A 15,238-nucleotide genomic window follows, 5' to 3' on the forward strand; every position below is an offset into this window, starting at 1 on the left:
AGCCCGCGGCGTCGACCGCGTCGGGCCGCCGGCTGCGCACCAGCTTCGCCAGCGCGGAAGGCGCGGCGGACGGCTCGCTGAGCGCCCCGCTGTTGTAGTCGTCGACGAGGTGGTGCACGGTCTGCGCGGCACACGACTTGTTGGTCCCGATGAACCCGGTCGGTCCGCGCTTGATCCAGCCTGCGACGTAGGCGCCCGGCACCGGATCGCCCGACTCCGGGTCCACCACGCGGCCACCGTCGTTGGGCACCACCGCGACGGCGTCGTCGAACGGCAGGTCACGAATCGCCTTGCCGCGGTAGCCGATCGACGTCAGCACCAGGCCGGCGCTCATCAGCCGGACCTCGTCGGTGCCGGTGACGGTGAATTCGACGCCGTCGACACGCAGGTCGCCGAGCACGCGCCGCGGGGTGAGCCGGTAGGCCAGCCTGATGCGCGGCCGCGTCGCCGGGATGGACGCGTCGCCGAGCTTGCTGAGGATCTCGAGCTTGTTGCGGGTCAGCGGGTCGGTGGCGGTGCCGAGGTCACGCCGCACCAGTTCGTGATCGGCGGCGTCGAGCACCACGTCACAGGTCGCGGTCAGCCCGATCAACTCGGGCAGCGTGAAGGCCGAGTCCGCCGGTCCGCGGCGGGCGGCGATCACCACCTCGTCGACCCGCGATGTGCGCAGCACGGCGAGCGCGTGATCGGCGATGTCGGTGGCGGCCAGCTGATCCGGGTCGGTGGTGAGGATGCGCGCTACGTCCAGCGCGACGTTGCCGTTGCCGATGATGACCGCACGGCGGTGCCCGAGTTCGACGGACAGGTCGGCGAAGTCGGGGTGGCCGTTGAACCAGGCCACCACTTCGGTCGCGGTGGCGGTGCCCGCCATTCCCATGCCCTCGATCTCGAGGCGGCGGTCGTCGGGTGCGCCGACCGCGTAGAGGACGGCGTGGTGATGCTCCAGCAGCTCGGCGTGGCTGAGGTGGGTGCCCACCTCGACGTTGAGATAGAACGTGAAGCCGCGAATCTGCGTCACCGAGTCGAACAGCCGGGTGACCCGCTTGGTGCTCTGGTGGTCGGGCGCGACGCCCGCCCGCACCAGCCCGTACGGCGTCGGCAGCCGCTCGAACATGTTGACCTGCACACCGGGCTGGGTGAGCAGCTCGTCGGCGGCGTACATCGCCGCGGGGCCCGACCCGACGATCGCGACCCTCAGCGGACCACTGCCCCGGCGGTGCACCTCCGGCGCCTCGAGCACCGGCGCCAGCTTCGACGTCGGCGGCAGCTTGCCCTCGCGTTCGGGATAGAACGCGGCGTTGAGTTCGATGAACGGCAACTGCTTGTCGTCCAGCCGGGTGTCGGGAGAGATGGCGCCCACCGGACAGGCGCTGACACACGCGCCGCAGTCCACACAGGCGACCGGGTCGATGTAGAGCATCTCGGCGGTCGCGAACCCCGGCTCGTCCGGCGAGGGGTGGATGCAGTTGACGGGGCAGGCGTAGACGCAGGACCCGTCGCTGCAACACGACTGGGTGATGACGTGCGGCATAAGGGATTCAGGCTCTCGTCAGGCGGCCGCGACCACGTGCTGGCGCTGCGGCTCGCTGCGGTAACGGCTGGGGCGGCCGTCGATGCGGCAGAGCTTCCAGATCAGCTTGGCCACCGGATTGATCAGCCCGGTGTCCTTGCACAGCATCCGGACGTCGCCGAACATGTCGCGCAGCATCTGCCGGGACTCCGGCGAGCGGAAGAACACCTCTTTGCGCACCGAGCGCGGGATGTCGAATTCCTTCCAGAACGCCTTCGGCGGAACGATGATGGCCGAGCACAGCACCCTCATCACCACGGGCACGTAGAGCGACAACCAGAATCGCTTCCACCGCGACAGGTGCGGCACCCGCTTGCGCAGGTACTCGTGCGCGAACGAGATGTGCCGCGCTTCCTCCGCCACGTGAATGGCCATGACGCGCTCCATGATCGGATGCAGGGCCTTGCCCTCGCGCAGCACGTTCTTCTGCGTGTGGTCGATCGGTTCCTCACCGGCGAGGATGCCGAACCAGAACGGGATGGGCAGCGGCCCGGCGACGAGCGGGATGGCGGGCTGCACCCATTTGAGCAGGCGCGGCATACCCGGCACGTCGGCGCCGATGTGGTTCACCATCTCCTGGAACATCATGGTGTGGTTGCACTCTTCGACCGCCTCGTGCAGGCAGTAGCGGTACTCCGGTGAGCCGTTGGGCGTCCAGAACGAGTACTCCATCAGGCCGCGGATGAGGATCGACTCGAAGTGCAGGCCGACCTTCGCGACGTTGGCCTGGCGCCACATGCCGATCTTGATCTGCTGCTCCTGCGGCTGCGCCTGGTACCACGGGTGCCCGCCCAGCGGGTCCGTCGCCGGCAGCACCCAGCGGGGGTCGTTCTCGAAGACGGCGAACTCCGGGGAGTCCCACTCGATGTCGGTGTACGGATTGAAGTTCCGCCGCACCGAGCCTTCCGACAGCGTGTTCAGCATGTCCACGTACTGCGGGTCGTCGCTGACGTCCATGTTGCGCCGCCAGCGGTTGATCGTGCGTGTCCGAGCCATTCGAAGCCTCCCTGAGAGGTTTACATTTACCGGCCTTGTGTACACAGTACCGCAGGTACCGGGTAAATGTCCATCCCCGCGCTGAGGGTTTGCTGAATGCGCGGCGCATCGACTCCGGGCAGTGAGTACCCACCCTGGATGACCTTCGAAAACCGATGCCGCGACCGCGACGCCGTTGCTTCACCAGCGCCGGGCGGCTACTTCTTGCCGAACTCGCCGGCTGCGATCACCCGGTCACCGCTGCTCACCGAGGAGAAGCCGGCGTCGGTCATCCCGCAGTCGGTGATCACCGCCCGGTGGGGAGGACTGTTCATCCACCAGTTCACCGCGTGGGCCGGATCGTCGCTGTATCCCGCGCTCCAGAAGACGACCTCCCCGACCGCCGCATACGGCGCATAGCCGGCGTCGGTGGCGCGCTGCACGACCGACGACCCGTCGGAACCGGTGTGGCTGCGCACCCCGTTGACGAGCATGTCGGTGGCGTGCCGGTTGGCGGCCGCGGCCAACTGCGCATTCGGCGCGACGGGGCCGCAGCCGTTCGCCGCGCGCGTGGCGTTGATCTGGCCCAGCAGCGCGCCGGCCTGATCGCCGTCGGCGTGCGCGGGTGCCACGGCGACCAGCGCTCCGGCGACCGCGAGGGCCGCAGCGCAGACGGGCATCAGAATTGACCCGCGATTTCCCCCACTGAACGTGCACCCCATGACGGGCTCCCAGCTGTCCGCCCCGACAGGTCACAGTATGGACACAGATGCGTGTCGCTCAAACCGCTTTTATTGACTTTTTAGTATTTTCGCCGCCCCTCCCCGGCAGGGAGCGTGCAGGCGCTGGTCACTAGTCTTGACCGCATGGCCGAACTCACCCTTCCCGCCGACCTGAAGCCGAAAGACGGACGATTCGGGTCGGGGCCGTCGAAGGTGCGACCCGAACAACTGCAGGCGCTGGCCGATGCCGGTCATCTGTTCGGCACGTCGCACCGGCAGGCCCCGGTCAAGAACCTTGTGGGGCGCGTGCGCGACGGGGTACGCCAACTGTTCTCGCTGCCCGACGGCTACGAGGTGATCCTCGGCAACGGCGGGTCCACCGCGTTCTGGGACGCCGCCGCGTTCGGGCTGATCGACAAGCGCTCGCTGCACCTGACCTACGGCGAGTTCAGCGCGAAGTTCGCCTCCGCCGTGGCCAAGAACCCCTTCGTCGGAGACCCGATCGTGGTCAAGGCCGACCCCGGCAGCGCTCCCGAACCGCAGGCCGACCCGTCCGTCGACGCGATCGCGTGGGCACACAACGAGACGTCGACCGGCGTGGCGGTGCCGGTGCAGCGGCCCGCCGATGCGGGCGACGCGTTGATCCTGATCGACGCCACGTCGGGGGCGGGCGGGCTGCCGGTCGACATCGCACAGGCCGACGCCTATTACTTTGCGCCGCAGAAGAACTTCGCCGGCGACGGTGGCCTGTGGCTCGCGGTCGTCAGCCCCGCCGCGCTCGCGCGCATCGAGTCGATCCACGCGTCGGGCCGGTGGGTGCCGGACTTCCTGTCACTGCCGATCGCGGTCGAGAACAGCGTCAAGAACCAGACGTACAACACCCCCGCGATCGGCACCCTGGTGCTGCTGGCCGACCAGCTGGACTGGATGCTCGGCAACGGCGGCCTGGACTGGGCGGTCAAGCGCACCGCCGACAGCTCGTCGCGGCTCTACTCGTGGGCCGAGGCGTCGCAGTACGCCACCCCGTTCGTCACCGACCCGGCGCTGCGCTCACAGGTGGTCGGCACCATCGACTTCAACGACGATGTGGATGCCGCCGCCGTCGCCAAGGTGCTGCGTGCCAACGGCGTCGTCGACACCGAGCCGTACCGCAAACTCGGCCGCAACCAGCTCCGTGTCGCGATGTTCGCGGCCGTCGATCCCGACGACGTCAGCGCGCTCACCCAGTGCGTCGACTGGGTGGTCGAACACCTCTGAGGGCGCACCGCGTGTCTGGCCGGTAACGGGCGGATAACGCAGTAGGGTGACCTGCTAATCGGGCTCGTCCCGGAGGAGGTCGGTATGCGGGTACTCAAGGTCGTCGGGCTCGACGTAGACGGCCGCAGCATCATCTGCGAGGCCGACTCCGGCGACAAATTCATCATGGTCGTGGACGACCGGCTGCGTGCGGCCGTCCGTGGCGACAGAGTCGGTTCCAGCCAAACCCAGATCGATGTCGAGGTCACCACCGTGCTGAGTCCCAAGGACATCCAGGCCAGGATCCGGGCGGGTGCATCCGTCGAACAGGTGGCCGCGGCCGCCGGGGCGCCGCTCGAACGGGTCGAACGCTTCGCCCATCCGGTGCTGCTGGAGCGCTCGCGCGCCGCCGAGCTCGCCACCGCCGCGCACCCGATCCTCGCCGACGGCCCCTCGGTGCTGACGCTGCTCGAGACGGTCACCACCTCGCTCGTGGCCCGCGGTCTCGACCCGGACAGCACGACGTGGGACGCATGGCGCAACGAGGACGGCCGCTGGACCGTGCAGCTGGGCTGGAAGGCCGGCCGGTCGGACAACGTCGCCCACTTCCGCTTCACCCCCGGGGCGCACGGCGGCACCGTCAGCGCCTTCGACGACGCGGCTTCCGAACTGATCGACCCGGATTTCGCCCGCCCGCTGCGCGCGGTTCCGCTGGCCGAACTCGATTTCACCGAGCCCGTTGCGGCTCCCGCACCCGCGCCGGCGCCCGAGCCGCTTTCTGAGCCTGAGCCCGAGCCGACCGTCGAGGCGAAGAAGCCGGCCCGCGCCCGCAAGGGCAAGCCGGCCGTGCCTGCGTGGGAGGACGTGCTGCTCGGGGTGCGCTCCAGCGGGCAGCGCTGAGCTCAGCTCCCCAGGGACAGCGCCAGCACCGCCACCCAGCCCACGGCCACGCCGACCCCGCCGCCCAGCACGAACCACCGCCACACCGGGCGCGTGCGCCAGCTCCACACCGTCGGCGCCAGCCCGCCGACGGCGACCATGTTCAGGCCGATCGCCAGCAGTGGATGCACGCGCACCAGGCCGAGGCTGAGCACCAGCACCGCCGCCGCGACCACTGCCGCGACGAACGCGGCCACCGTCAACCCCGTGCCCCACGGCGTCGAATCGTCGGTCACGGTTCACTCCCCCGGGTCGCTTCGCTCCTGCCCACCGGTTTCTCCCCCCGGGTCGCTTCGCTCCTGCCCACCGGTCCATCCCCCCGGGTCGCTTCGCTCCTGCCCAATTTAGCCTGCCGCCCTTGCCCGTTCGTAGAACGCCAGCGCCGCAGCGGTCGCGACGTTGAGGGAGTCGGTGCCGCGTGACATCGGGATGCGCACGCGGGTGTCGCTGGCCCGCATCGCGTGCTCGGTCAACCCCGGCCCCTCCGCACCGACCAGGATCGCCACCTTGTCGCCGGCCAGTGCGGGCATCGCGGCCGCGAGCGTCGCGGCGCCCGCATCCGGCGTCATGGCGAGCAGTCTGAAACCATTGTCGCGCAACAGGTTCAGATCGCCGGGCCAGGACTGCGCCCAGGCGTAGGGCACCAGCAACGCGTGACCCATCGACACCCTCACCGCCCGCCGGTAGAGCGGGTCGGCGCAGCCGGTGCCGAACACCACCGCGTCGACGTCGAGTCCGGCGGCGTTGCGGAAGATCGACCCCAGGTTCTCGTGGTCGTTGACGCCCTCGAGCACCGCCACCGTTCGCGCGCCGGCGAGCACCTGGTCGACGGCCAGTTCCCCAGGCCGCGACGCCGACGCCAGCACCCCCCGGTTGAGATGGAAGCCGATCACCGCGGCCATCACCTCCGCGTGGGCCCGGTAGTACGGCGCATCGGTGCGGTCCAGGTCGTCGCCGAGTTCGGTGAGCCTGCGGTCGGTGCCCAGCATCGCCCTCGGGACCAACCGCGACGCGAGCATCCGCTGCACCACCAGCACGCCCTCGGCGATCACCAGCCCCTTGCCGCTGGGCAGGTCGGGCCGACGGTCGACGCTGTTCAGATCGCGGAAGTCGTCGAGGCGGGGATCACCCGGGTCGTCGACGTCGATGACATTGGCCATATCCCGGGTAGCTTCGCACCCGGGCGTTCAGGCACTCTCCTCGACCATCCCGGTCATCAGGTCGGCGGCGGTCAGCAGCGTCCTGCGTTGCTCGGGATCCAGCCGGGCCAGGCGAACCCTGAGCCACTCCTGGCTGGCGCGGCGCTCCGCCTCGACCAGGCTGGCGCCCGAGGGCGACGCCGAGACCAGCACCTGGCGCCCGTCGGACGGGTGGGCGCTGCGCTCGACCAGGCCCATCTCGGCGAGAGAGGCGATCACCCGTGTCATCGACGGCGGCCGGACACGCTCCCGGATAGCTAACGCTCCAGGGGTCATCGCGCCCTCTTTGGCCAGCGTCGACAGCGCAGACAACTGCGACAGCGAAATCTTGGAATCCGCTCGGCGGAACCGCAACTGTCGAGCTAAACGCACTACGGCAAGCGACAAGTCACCGGCCAACTGCGCGTCCTGGTCTTTCACATGGCAAAGAGTACCCAGCATGGGGCGATCTCACAGCTAATCCGGCCGGGGTACGCCGCAAAAACCGTTCATCGGATAGATTCGGCGTCGATGCCTGCAGAGAGCTCGGCCGAACCCGACGCGCGGCAACCTCCGGCACTGCCGGCCAGGCTGCTCGACCCGCGACCCGTCATCCTGGTGATCGCATTCGGTTGGCTGATCGTGACGGTGCTGTCGTTCACGGTCGCCGCGCTGCACGACTGGCGGCCGATCGCCGTAGCCGGTCTCGGCGTCGGCGTTTTTGGCACGTCGATCTTCCTGTGGCAACGTCACGCCGTGCGCCGCGGTGCCCGCGGCGCTCAGAGCGGGCTCGACTGAGCCTGCCGAGAAGCGAGGAGGCACTGTGGCCGCACCGCTGTTGCAGGCAGAGATCGACATCAACGCACCGGTCCGCCGGGTCTGGGAACTCGTCTCCGATCTCGAACGGATGCCGCGCTGGAGTCCGCAGTGCCGCTGGACCAAGCGACTCGGGCCACTGCGGCCGGGGACCCGTGCGGTCAACCTCAATCGGCGCGGCCGGCTGCTGTGGCCGACCACCAGCACGATCACCGCACTCGTCCCGGAGAAGGAGTTGGCGTTCCGCGTCAACGCGAACGGGACGGTGTGGCGCTACCGGCTCGAGCCGGTCGACGGAGGCACCCGCCTCACCGAGACCCGGCACGCCGAGAACGGAGTCAAGGCGGTGTCGAACGCGACGGTCAACGCGCTGTTCGGCGGTGTCCCGAGCTTCGAGCAGGAGCTGGTCGACGGCATGAAGCAGTCACTCGCCAGGATCAAGGCGGCGGCGGAGGCCTAATCGCGGTCGGCGACGTCCAGGACACCGTCGTCGAAGGGCTCGTACAACGGCGAACCCGTTCCGGGGGGCGGCGGGGTGTCCGAATGGGCGCCGCAGCCGTACTCGGCGTCGACCACATGGCCGTCGGCCGCCAGTTCGTTGGCGCAGACACCGAACATCACCCCGAGCGCACCCGAGAGCGGCAGATAGAACCCGCACTCGCGGCACACCCGGCGGGTGGACCGGGCCATCGACGACCCCGGCCCGTGATCGCCGTCGTGCCAGCGCTGCGCGGCGTCGACGCGGCCCCAGTCGCTGAGCACCTGCTTGCGGCCGAGCCCGAGTTCCAGGGCGACCTCGTCGACCTCCGGGTCGCCGCTGGCGACGTAGCCGGGCACCAGCCGCGGGTCGTCCACGGACGGGGCGAGCAGGTCACCGGGGCCCAGATCACCGGGCCTGACACGTTCTTCCCAGGGCACCCACCTCGGCGCCAGCAGCGCCGTGGGGCCGGGCACCAGAACGACCTCGCTGATGGTGGCGTGGTCGGCGCCGGGGTAGCCGGCCACCACCACCGCCCACTGCCAGCCGCGGTAACTCGGCAGATTCGCCAGGAAGCGGTGCGTCGCCGACGCCGGGTCTTCGAACGACGCGCCGAGGTACTCACCGACCGCATCTGCGCCGGCGAACTCGTCCAGCGCGGTGCGCGCCTGCTCGGCGGCGCCCATCAACACCGACTCCAGATCGGCTGTGGACTCCCCCAGCGGGAGCGGTGCACCCTGCTGCGCGCCTTCGGTCATGCTTTCCATCGCCCCCATAGTGCCTGAGCCCGACGCCCCGAGGCCACACCGGTTGCCATGACGGGCGCAGTCGGCGCCATGGGGGACAATCGTGGCGTGACCGGAGGGCGGCGTGACGACAGGGCGCGGGACGACGGCCGCTACTACCCGCCCCGCCCGGCGGCAGGCGCCGACCATCCCGGCATGGCCAACTACCCGAGTGACGGCGTGGACCACCGCAGGCAGCGCAGGCAGTCGATGCCGAGCTCGAACCGCTGGCTGCCGCCGCTCGACGATCAGGAATCCACCGCCGGCTACCGGTACGAGCGCGACCCCGGCGTCGGGTCCGGTGCGGGCGAGCGGGTCACCGTCACCCGCGCCGCCGCTGCGCGCAGCCGCGAGATGGGTTCGCGGATGTACGGTCTGGTGCACCGCGCCGCCACCGCCGACGGCGCCGACAAGTCCGGGCTGACCGCCCTGACCTGGCCGGTGGTCGCCAACTTCGCCGTCGACGCCGCGATGGCCGTGGCGCTGGCGGACACGCTGTTCTTCGCGGCCGCCTCGGGCGAGAGCAAGAGCAAGGTCGCGCTGTACCTGCTGATCACCATCGCCCCGTTCGCCGTCATCGCGCCGCTCATCGGTCCGGCGCTGGACCGCCTGCAGCACGGCCGGCGGGTCGCACTGGCCGGCTCGTTCCTCATCCGCACGGCGCTGGTGGTCGTGCTGATCGCCAACTTCGACGGCGCGACGGGCAGCTACCCGTCCTGGGTGCTCTACCCCTGTGCGCTGGGAATGATGGTGCTGTCCAAGTCATTCAGTGTGCTGCGCAGTGCGGTGACACCACGGGTGCTGCCGCCGAGCATCGACCTGGTCCGGGTGAACGCCCGGCTCACGATGTTCGGCCTGCTCGGCGGGACGATGGCCGGCGGCGCCGTCGCCGTGGGCGCGCAGTACCTGCTCGGAGTGTTCAATCTGCCCGGCGCGCTGTACGTGCTGGTCGCCGCGACCGTCGCGGGCGCCGTGCTGGCCATGCGGATCCCGAAGTGGGTGGAGGTCACCGAGGGCGAGGTGCCCGCCACGCTGAGCTATCACGGCGGCGACGGCGACCTGCGCCGCAGGCCGGTGGGCGGGAAGACCCGCGCCCGGCAACCGCTGGGCCGCAACACCATCACGTCGTTGTGGGGCAACTGCACGATCAAGGTGATGGTCGGGTTCCTGTTCCTCTATCCCGCGTTCGTCGCGAAGTCGCACCAGGCCAGCGGCTGGGAGCAGCTGCGCATCCTCGGGCTGATCGGGGCGGCCGCGGCGATCGGCAACTTCGCCGGGAACATGACCAGCGCCCGGCTCAAGCTCGGCCGCCCGGCGCAGTTGGTGGTGCGCTCCGCGATCGCGGTGACGGCGATGGCGCTGGCCGCCGCCGTGACCGGCAATCTGCTGGTGGTCGCCGCGGCCACGCTCGTGACATCGGGCGCCAGCGCCATCGCGAAGGCGTCGCTGGATGCCTCGCTGCAGGACGATCTGCCCGAGGAGTCGCGGGCGTCGGCGTTCGGCCGCTCGGAGTCGCTGCTGCAGTTGGCCTGGGTCGCAGGCGGCGCGACGGGGGTGCTGATCTACACCGAACTGTGGATCGGCTTCACCACCATCAGCGCCGTGCTGATCCTCGGCCTGGCGCAGACGATCGTGAGCTATCGCGGCGAGTCGCTGATCCCGGGCTTCGGCGGCAACCGCCCGGTGCTGGCGGCCCAGGAGGGCCGGCGGCCGGACATGGTGCCGGAGTGAAGCGCGCCGCAGCCGTGCTGGCGGCCGTCGTCGTGCTGACGACGGCGGTCACCGCCGCCCTGGTGTGGCGGGCAACCCGCGACCACGGCCCGGAATTGCCTGAGGTGAGCGCGTATTCGCGCGGCGAGCTGACCCGGGTCGGGCCGTTCCAGTACTGCCGGGTGCTCGACCTCAACGACTGCGAGCCAGGGGGGACCCAGGGCGAGTTGCGGGTGAACGACCGCGACCCGGTGCAGCTGTCGGTGCCCGCCGCGATCGCCGAGGCGCCGTGGCGGCTGCTGCAGGTCTACGAGAACCCGGTCGACACCACGGTCTCGGTGTTCCCGCGCGACAGCCGGCTGGCGGTCACGATCCCCACCGTCGATCCACAGCGCGGCCGGCTGACCGGGATCGCGGTGCAACTGCTCACCCTCGTGCAGGACGAGACGGGCGAAGTGTTCGACGTGCCGCACGCGGAATGGTCGATCCGCACGCAGTGGTCCTAGAGCGGGGTGTGCTCCGACGGCACCCGCTCGCCCTCGCGCGTCGGCCCCGGTGGGGTGCCGTCGCCGAACGGTCTGCCGCCCAACGCTTCCCGGCCGTGCGGGGTGAGCCAATCGTCGAGCTCGGGCCCCTTGGGCACCACCTTGGTCGGATTGATGTCGGTGTGGACGATGTAGTAGTGCTGCTTGATCTGCACGAAGTCGACCGTGTCGCCGAATCCGGGGGTCTGGAACAGGTCGCGGGCGTAGGCCCACAGCACCGGCATCTCGGTGAGCTTGCTCCGGTTGGTCTTGAAGTGGCCGTGGTAGACGGGGTCGAACCGGGCCAGCGTGGTGAACAGCCGCACGTCGGCCTCGGTGATGGTGTCGCCCACCAGGTATCGCTGGTTCTCGAGCCGGTCGGAGACCCAGTCCAGCGCGGCGAACAGGCGGTCGTAGGCCCGGTCGTAGGAGTTCTGTGAGCCGGCGAAGCCGCACCGGTACACGCCGTTGTTGATCTCGGTGTAGATGCGCTGGGCCACCTCGTCGATCTCGGCGCGCAGCGGCTCGGGGTAGAGCTGCGGTGCGCCGTCGCGGTGGTGGGCCGTCCATTCGGTGGACAGGTCGAGGGTGATCTGCGGGAAGTCGTTGGTGACCACCTCGCCGGTGGGCACGTCGACCACCGCGGGCACCGTGATGCCCTTGGGATAGTCGGGGAACCGCTCGAGGTACGCGTCGCGCAGCCGGGGGATCTTCAGCACCGGGTCGACGCCGCCGGGGTCGAGGTCGAACGTCCAGCTGCGCTCGTCGTGCGTCGGCCCGCAGAAGCCGATGGACAGCGCGTCCTCGAGGCCGAGCAGCCGTCGCACGATGATCGCCCGGTTCGCCCACGGGCAGGCCCGCGCCACGATCAGCCGGTAGCGGCCCGGCTCGACCGGGTAGCCGTCCCGGCCGTCGGCGGTGATGCGGGTCTCGATGTAGTCGGTGTCGCGGTCGAATTCGCCACCACTGGCGACATAGCTCATGACTGCAGCATGCCCGGTTTCGCCGAACGTGAAGCCACTGCGATCAATCGGGAGAATCTTCGCAGTGAGCGCACGTTCGGCGCTCGCTCTCGGGCCTACTGGTCGAGCTCACCCGCGACGGCGCGCACCACCTCGGAGACCCGGCGGGCGACCTTGCGGTCGGGGTAGCGACCCTTGCGCAGTTCGGGCTGCACCGCGCCTTCGAGCAGCGTGATCATGTCCTCGACCATGCCGTGCAACTCGTCGGGGGTGTGCTTGTGCTCCGGGCGTTCGGCGCGCTCCGCCTCGCGACGGGTCCGGCTCAGACTCGGCGGCGGGTCGAGCACCTTGACGCTCAACGCCTGCGGACCGCGCCTGCCCGCCGCGATGCCGAACTCCACCCGCTGGCCCGCCTTGAGCCCTTCGACTCCCGCGGGCAGCGCCGACGAGCGGACGTAGACGTCCTCGCCTTCCTCCTGGGACAGGAAGCCGAAGCCCTTCTCGGTGTCGTACCACTTAACCTTGCCGGTCGGCACTGCCCTCACCCGCTCGTCTCGAAAGAACATCTCACTGATACACAAGAAAGCGTCCCGCTTGCGTCGGGACGCGTTGCGGTGATCCTACTCGGCCCACACCCGCAGGTTCATCCTGTTTGTCGGTAGGCTGGAATCACCGCTGAAGGAGAAGAAGCAGCTGACATGCGATTGATCCTGAACATCATCTGGTTGATCTTCGGCGGCCTCTGGCTGGCCCTGGGGTACTTCCTCGCCGGCATCATCTGCTTCGTCCTGATCATCACCATCCCGTTCGGCTTCGCGGCGTTCCGCATCGGGGTCTACGCACTGTGGCCGTTCGGTCAGACAGTCGTCGACAAGCCCGGCCCGCGGCCCGGAGCACTCGTGGGCAACATCATCTGGCTCATCGTGGCCGGCGTGTGGCTGGCGATCGGCCACATCGTCAGCGCCGTGGCGATGGCGGTGACGATCATCGGCATCCCGCTGGCCCTGGCCAACCTGAAGTTGATCCCGGTGTCGCTGTTCCCCCTGGGCAAGGAGATCGTGCCCGTCGACGCGCAGAACGACCCGTGGAGCAGACCCACGCGAGCCGCCGCATGACGGTGATCGGCCTCGGATTCCCGACGGTGCAGCGTCCCCTTGCCGGGATGCCCACCGCCGGCCCCCTGGTGGACACCTTCGGCCGGGTCGCGACCGACCTGCGGGTGTCGCTGACCGACCGGTGCAATCTGCGCTGCACCTACTGCATGCCCGCGGAGGGGCTGGACTGGCTGCCCGGCGACGAGCTGCTCAGCTCCGAGGAGCTGGCCCGGCTGCTGCGCATCGCCGTCACGAAGCTGGGCGTCACCAGCGTCCGCTTCACCGGGGGCGAGCCGCTGGTGGTGCGCCATCTCGACGAGGTGGTCGCCGCGACGGCGGCGCTACGGCCGCGCCCGGAGATCGCCGTGACCACGAACGGGCTCGGTCTCGGCCGGCGTGCCGAGCAGCTCAAGCGGGCCGGCCTGGACCGGGTGAACGTGTCCCTGGACACCGTCGACCGCGCCCGCTTCGCCGCCATCACCCGCCGGGACCGGCTGGACGACGTGCTGACCGGCTTGGCCGCCGCCAAGGCCGCCGGACTGACGCCGGTGAAGGTCAACGCCGTCCTCGATCCCGTCGCCGGGCGTGACGACGCCGTCGCCCTTCTGCGCTTCTGTCTCGAGAACGGCTACCAGCTGCGCATCATCGAGCAGATGCCGCTGGACGCCGAACACCGGTGGCGCCGCGGCGAGGCGCTGGAGGCCGACGACGTGCTGACGGCGTTGCGCCGCGAGTTCACCCTGACGCCCGATCCGAAGCCGCGAGGTTCGGCCCCGGCGCAGCTGTGGCGGGTGGACGGGCGCCAGGACGCCACCGTCGGGATCATCGCCTCGGTGTCGAAGGCGTTCTGCGCCGCCTGTGACCGCACCCGGCTCACCGCCGACGGGCAGGTGCGCAACTGTCTGTTCGCGACCACCGAGACCGATCTGCGGCGCCTGCTGCGCAGCGGCGCCGATGACGACGCGCTCGAGCAGGCGTGGCGCACCGCGATGTGGGCGAAGGCCGCCGGGCACGGCATCAACGACCCGGACTTCGTGCAGCCCGACCGCCCGATGAGCGCGATCGGCGGCTGACGCGTGTCGGCCACGACGACGGTGCGGGTGACCGTCCGATACTTCGCTGCGGCCCGGGCGGCGGCGGGCGTCGAGGAGGAACCGCTCGAATTGGCGGCGGACACCACAATCGCAGCACTCACCGGCATCCTCAGCGCCCGCGACGCGGAACTGGCGCGGGTGCTCGCCCGCTGCTCATACCTGGTGGACGGCATCGCCGTACGCGACCAGACGATCGGACTGCAAAACGCCCAGACGGTGGATGTTCTTCCACCGTTCGCCGGCGGATAACCGTGATTTACGTCACATCACGAAATGGTCACAAACTGTCACAGACGCGCTGAGCGCCGGATGAACGGCGGAAAACGTCGCGCCAACCTGGCGGTTTAGAGCCCATTTAATATTTGCCAAGGAGAGAAACGCCGAGGTCGGCAGAAGGTGACGGGATCGCGGAGAGCCGTTACCTTTCTTCCAGGCCGATCGACCCTCATCAATCGGCTCGCCTCGTTCGACAGCGCCGAGCTCCATCCGTCGAAAGAGGGACCACGACCCACCTGGATGGAGGCGGGGGACCCACCGGTCCACCGAAGGACCTGGAACCGCTTGCGGTTCCTTGGGGTGAAGCCGGCGGATTTTCCGCCGGCCGGGTGACCTCTCAGACCCGAACCCGACAGCTGACCTCGCGGGCGCTCACGAGAGGACCTATCGCACTTATGAGTGGACGGCATCGCAAGCCCACCAAACCAGCTGTCAGCGTCGCCAAGATCGCCTTCACCGGCGCAGTGATCGGAACCGGTGGCCTCACCCTCGCGGGCCAGGCCAACGCCGCCACCGACGGCGAATGGGACCAGGTCGCATCCTGCGAGTCCGGCGGCAACTGGGCCATCAACACCGGCAACGGCTACCACGGCGGACTGCAGTTCTCCCCGAGCACCTGGTCGGGCCACGGTGGCGGTGAATACGCCCCGTCGGCGTTCCAGGCCACCAAGGAAGAGCAGATCGCCGTCGCCGAGCGCGTCCTGGCCAGCCAGGGCAAGGGCGCATGGCCGACGTGCGGCAAGGCACTGTCCGGCTCCACTCCCCGCAACGTGATCGACGACGCGCTCGACGCGGTCGGCCTGAACGGCCAGCTGCCTCCGCCGCCGATCAACCCGTTCGCCCCGCCGCCTCCGCCGCCGCCCGCTCCTGCGCCTCTGG

General features: G+C 69.7%; 19 protein-coding genes and 1 riboswitch. Of the genes, 10 read left to right on the forward strand and 9 right to left on the reverse strand.

All coding sequences use genetic code 11. From position 1 onward, the window contains the following. The 3 genes from Q2100_RS23190 to Q2100_RS23200 form a co-directional block, all read right to left on the reverse strand. Positions 1 to 1,531 (reverse strand): FAD-dependent oxidoreductase (locus tag Q2100_RS23190; protein WP_302915949.1); only part of this gene is annotated, 1,531 nt, incomplete at its 3' end. Positions 1,532 to 1,549: 18 nt separating this feature from the next. Beyond that, the gene (locus tag Q2100_RS23195) at positions 1,550 to 2,566 is read right to left on the reverse strand and encodes an AurF N-oxygenase family protein (protein WP_264015051.1); all 1,017 of its coding nucleotides are present in this window, start codon (positions 2,564 to 2,566) and stop codon (positions 1,550 to 1,552) included. A gap of 197 nt (positions 2,567 to 2,763) precedes the next feature. Beyond that, entirely contained in the window at positions 2,764 to 3,225 is a 462-nt protein-coding gene (locus Q2100_RS23200) for a CAP domain-containing protein (protein ID WP_264015050.1), read from the reverse strand. Positions 3,226 to 3,411: 186 nt separating this feature from the next. Between Q2100_RS23200 and serC the strand changes: the two genes are divergently transcribed. Beyond that, complete coding sequence (serC, locus tag Q2100_RS23205; RefSeq protein ID WP_264015049.1) at positions 3,412 to 4,524, forward strand: phosphoserine transaminase; 1,113 nt, start codon at positions 3,412 to 3,414, stop codon at positions 4,522 to 4,524. A gap of 84 nt (positions 4,525 to 4,608) precedes the next feature. Continuing rightward, the gene (sepH, locus tag Q2100_RS23210; protein WP_302915950.1) at positions 4,609 to 5,403 is read left to right on the forward strand and encodes a septation protein SepH; all 795 of its coding nucleotides are present in this window, start codon (positions 4,609 to 4,611) and stop codon (positions 5,401 to 5,403) included. Positions 5,404 to 5,405: 2 nt separating this feature from the next. Here the strand turns inward: sepH and Q2100_RS23215 are convergent, their stop codons facing one another. The 3 genes from Q2100_RS23215 to Q2100_RS23225 all read right to left on the reverse strand — a co-directional run bounded on the left by Q2100_RS23215 (position 5,406) and on the right by Q2100_RS23225 (position 7,061). Continuing rightward, positions 5,406 to 5,678 carry a DUF2537 domain-containing protein gene (locus Q2100_RS23215; RefSeq protein WP_264015047.1) on the reverse strand — a complete coding sequence of 91 codons (273 nt, stop codon included), beginning with the start codon at positions 5,676 to 5,678 and terminating at the stop codon, positions 5,406 to 5,408. A 108-nt stretch (positions 5,679 to 5,786) separates the two neighbouring features. Then, positions 5,787 to 6,602: a TrmH family RNA methyltransferase gene (locus tag Q2100_RS23220; protein ID WP_302915951.1), complete on the reverse strand. Its 816-nt coding sequence runs from the start codon at positions 6,600 to 6,602 to the stop codon at positions 5,787 to 5,789. A 27-nt stretch (positions 6,603 to 6,629) separates the two neighbouring features. Beyond that, positions 6,630 to 7,061: an Rv0880 family HTH-type transcriptional regulator gene (locus Q2100_RS23225; RefSeq protein ID WP_264015045.1), complete on the reverse strand. Its 432-nt coding sequence runs from the start codon at positions 7,059 to 7,061 to the stop codon at positions 6,630 to 6,632. Between the two features lie 90 nt (positions 7,062 to 7,151). On the opposite strand from Q2100_RS23225, the gene Q2100_RS23230 reads away from it, so the two are divergent. Together Q2100_RS23230 and Q2100_RS23235 are read left to right on the forward strand one after the other, a co-directional pair. Then, complete coding sequence (locus Q2100_RS23230; protein WP_264015044.1) at positions 7,152 to 7,418, forward strand: DUF2530 domain-containing protein; 267 nt, start codon at positions 7,152 to 7,154, stop codon at positions 7,416 to 7,418. A gap of 25 nt (positions 7,419 to 7,443) precedes the next feature. Further along, complete coding sequence (locus tag Q2100_RS23235) at positions 7,444 to 7,896, forward strand: SRPBCC family protein (RefSeq protein WP_302915952.1); 453 nt, start codon at positions 7,444 to 7,446, stop codon at positions 7,894 to 7,896. Here the strand turns inward: Q2100_RS23235 and Q2100_RS23240 are convergent. Beyond that, entirely contained in the window at positions 7,893 to 8,681 is a 789-nt protein-coding gene (locus tag Q2100_RS23240) for a DUF3027 domain-containing protein (RefSeq protein WP_407667678.1), read from the reverse strand. The two genes, Q2100_RS23235 and Q2100_RS23240, sit on opposite strands and share 4 nt — an antisense overlap. A 69-nt stretch (positions 8,682 to 8,750) precedes the next feature. Here Q2100_RS23240 and Q2100_RS23245 point away from each other — a divergent pair, with 69 nt between their 5' ends. Then, positions 8,751 to 10,430, forward strand: coding sequence for an MFS transporter (locus Q2100_RS23245; RefSeq protein WP_302915958.1), 1,680 nt, complete (start codon positions 8,751 to 8,753; stop codon positions 10,428 to 10,430). Beyond that, the gene (locus Q2100_RS23250; protein WP_302915953.1) at positions 10,427 to 10,915 is read left to right on the forward strand and encodes a DUF2771 domain-containing protein; all 489 of its coding nucleotides are present in this window, start codon (positions 10,427 to 10,429) and stop codon (positions 10,913 to 10,915) included. Before Q2100_RS23245 ends, Q2100_RS23250 begins: the two co-directional genes overlap by 4 nt. Here Q2100_RS23250 and Q2100_RS23255 read toward each other — a convergent pair. Both Q2100_RS23255 and Q2100_RS23260 read right to left on the reverse strand, forming a co-directional pair. Then, positions 10,912 to 11,916: a glutathione S-transferase family protein gene (locus tag Q2100_RS23255; protein WP_302915954.1), complete on the reverse strand. Its 1,005-nt coding sequence runs from the start codon at positions 11,914 to 11,916 to the stop codon at positions 10,912 to 10,914. The genes Q2100_RS23250 and Q2100_RS23255 overlap by 4 nt on opposite strands. Positions 11,917 to 12,011: 95 nt before the next feature. After that, on the reverse strand, positions 12,012 to 12,431 hold the full coding sequence (locus Q2100_RS23260) for a cold-shock protein (RefSeq protein ID WP_264015040.1): 420 nt from the start codon (positions 12,429 to 12,431) through the stop codon (positions 12,012 to 12,014). A gap of 162 nt (positions 12,432 to 12,593) precedes the next feature. On the opposite strand from Q2100_RS23260, the gene Q2100_RS23265 reads away from it, so the two are divergent. The 4 genes from Q2100_RS23265 to Q2100_RS23280 form a co-directional block, all read left to right on the forward strand. Then, on the forward strand, positions 12,594 to 13,010 hold the full coding sequence (locus tag Q2100_RS23265; protein WP_302915955.1) for a YccF domain-containing protein: 417 nt from the start codon (positions 12,594 to 12,596) through the stop codon (positions 13,008 to 13,010). Continuing rightward, entirely contained in the window at positions 13,007 to 14,062 is a 1,056-nt protein-coding gene (moaA, locus tag Q2100_RS23270; protein ID WP_302915959.1) for a GTP 3',8-cyclase MoaA, read from the forward strand. The genes Q2100_RS23265 and moaA overlap by 4 nt, the downstream gene beginning before the upstream one ends. Positions 14,063 to 14,065: 3 nt before the next feature. After that, positions 14,066 to 14,332, forward strand: a complete 267-nt coding sequence (locus Q2100_RS23275) for a MoaD/ThiS family protein (protein ID WP_302915956.1) — start codon at positions 14,066 to 14,068, stop codon at positions 14,330 to 14,332. A 245-nt stretch (positions 14,333 to 14,577) separates the two neighbouring features. Then, positions 14,578 to 14,745, forward strand: a riboswitch (cyclic di-AMP (ydaO/yuaA leader). Positions 14,746 to 14,754: 9 nt separating this feature from the next. Continuing rightward, a partial coding sequence (locus Q2100_RS23280) for a transglycosylase family protein (protein ID WP_302915957.1) occupies positions 14,755 to 15,238 on the forward strand: 484 nt, incomplete at its 3' end.

Source organism: Mycolicibacterium arseniciresistens, from assembly GCF_030519285.1.
In the GTDB taxonomy this organism is placed as follows: Bacteria; Actinomycetota; Actinomycetes; order Mycobacteriales; family Mycobacteriaceae; genus Mycobacterium; species Mycobacterium arseniciresistens.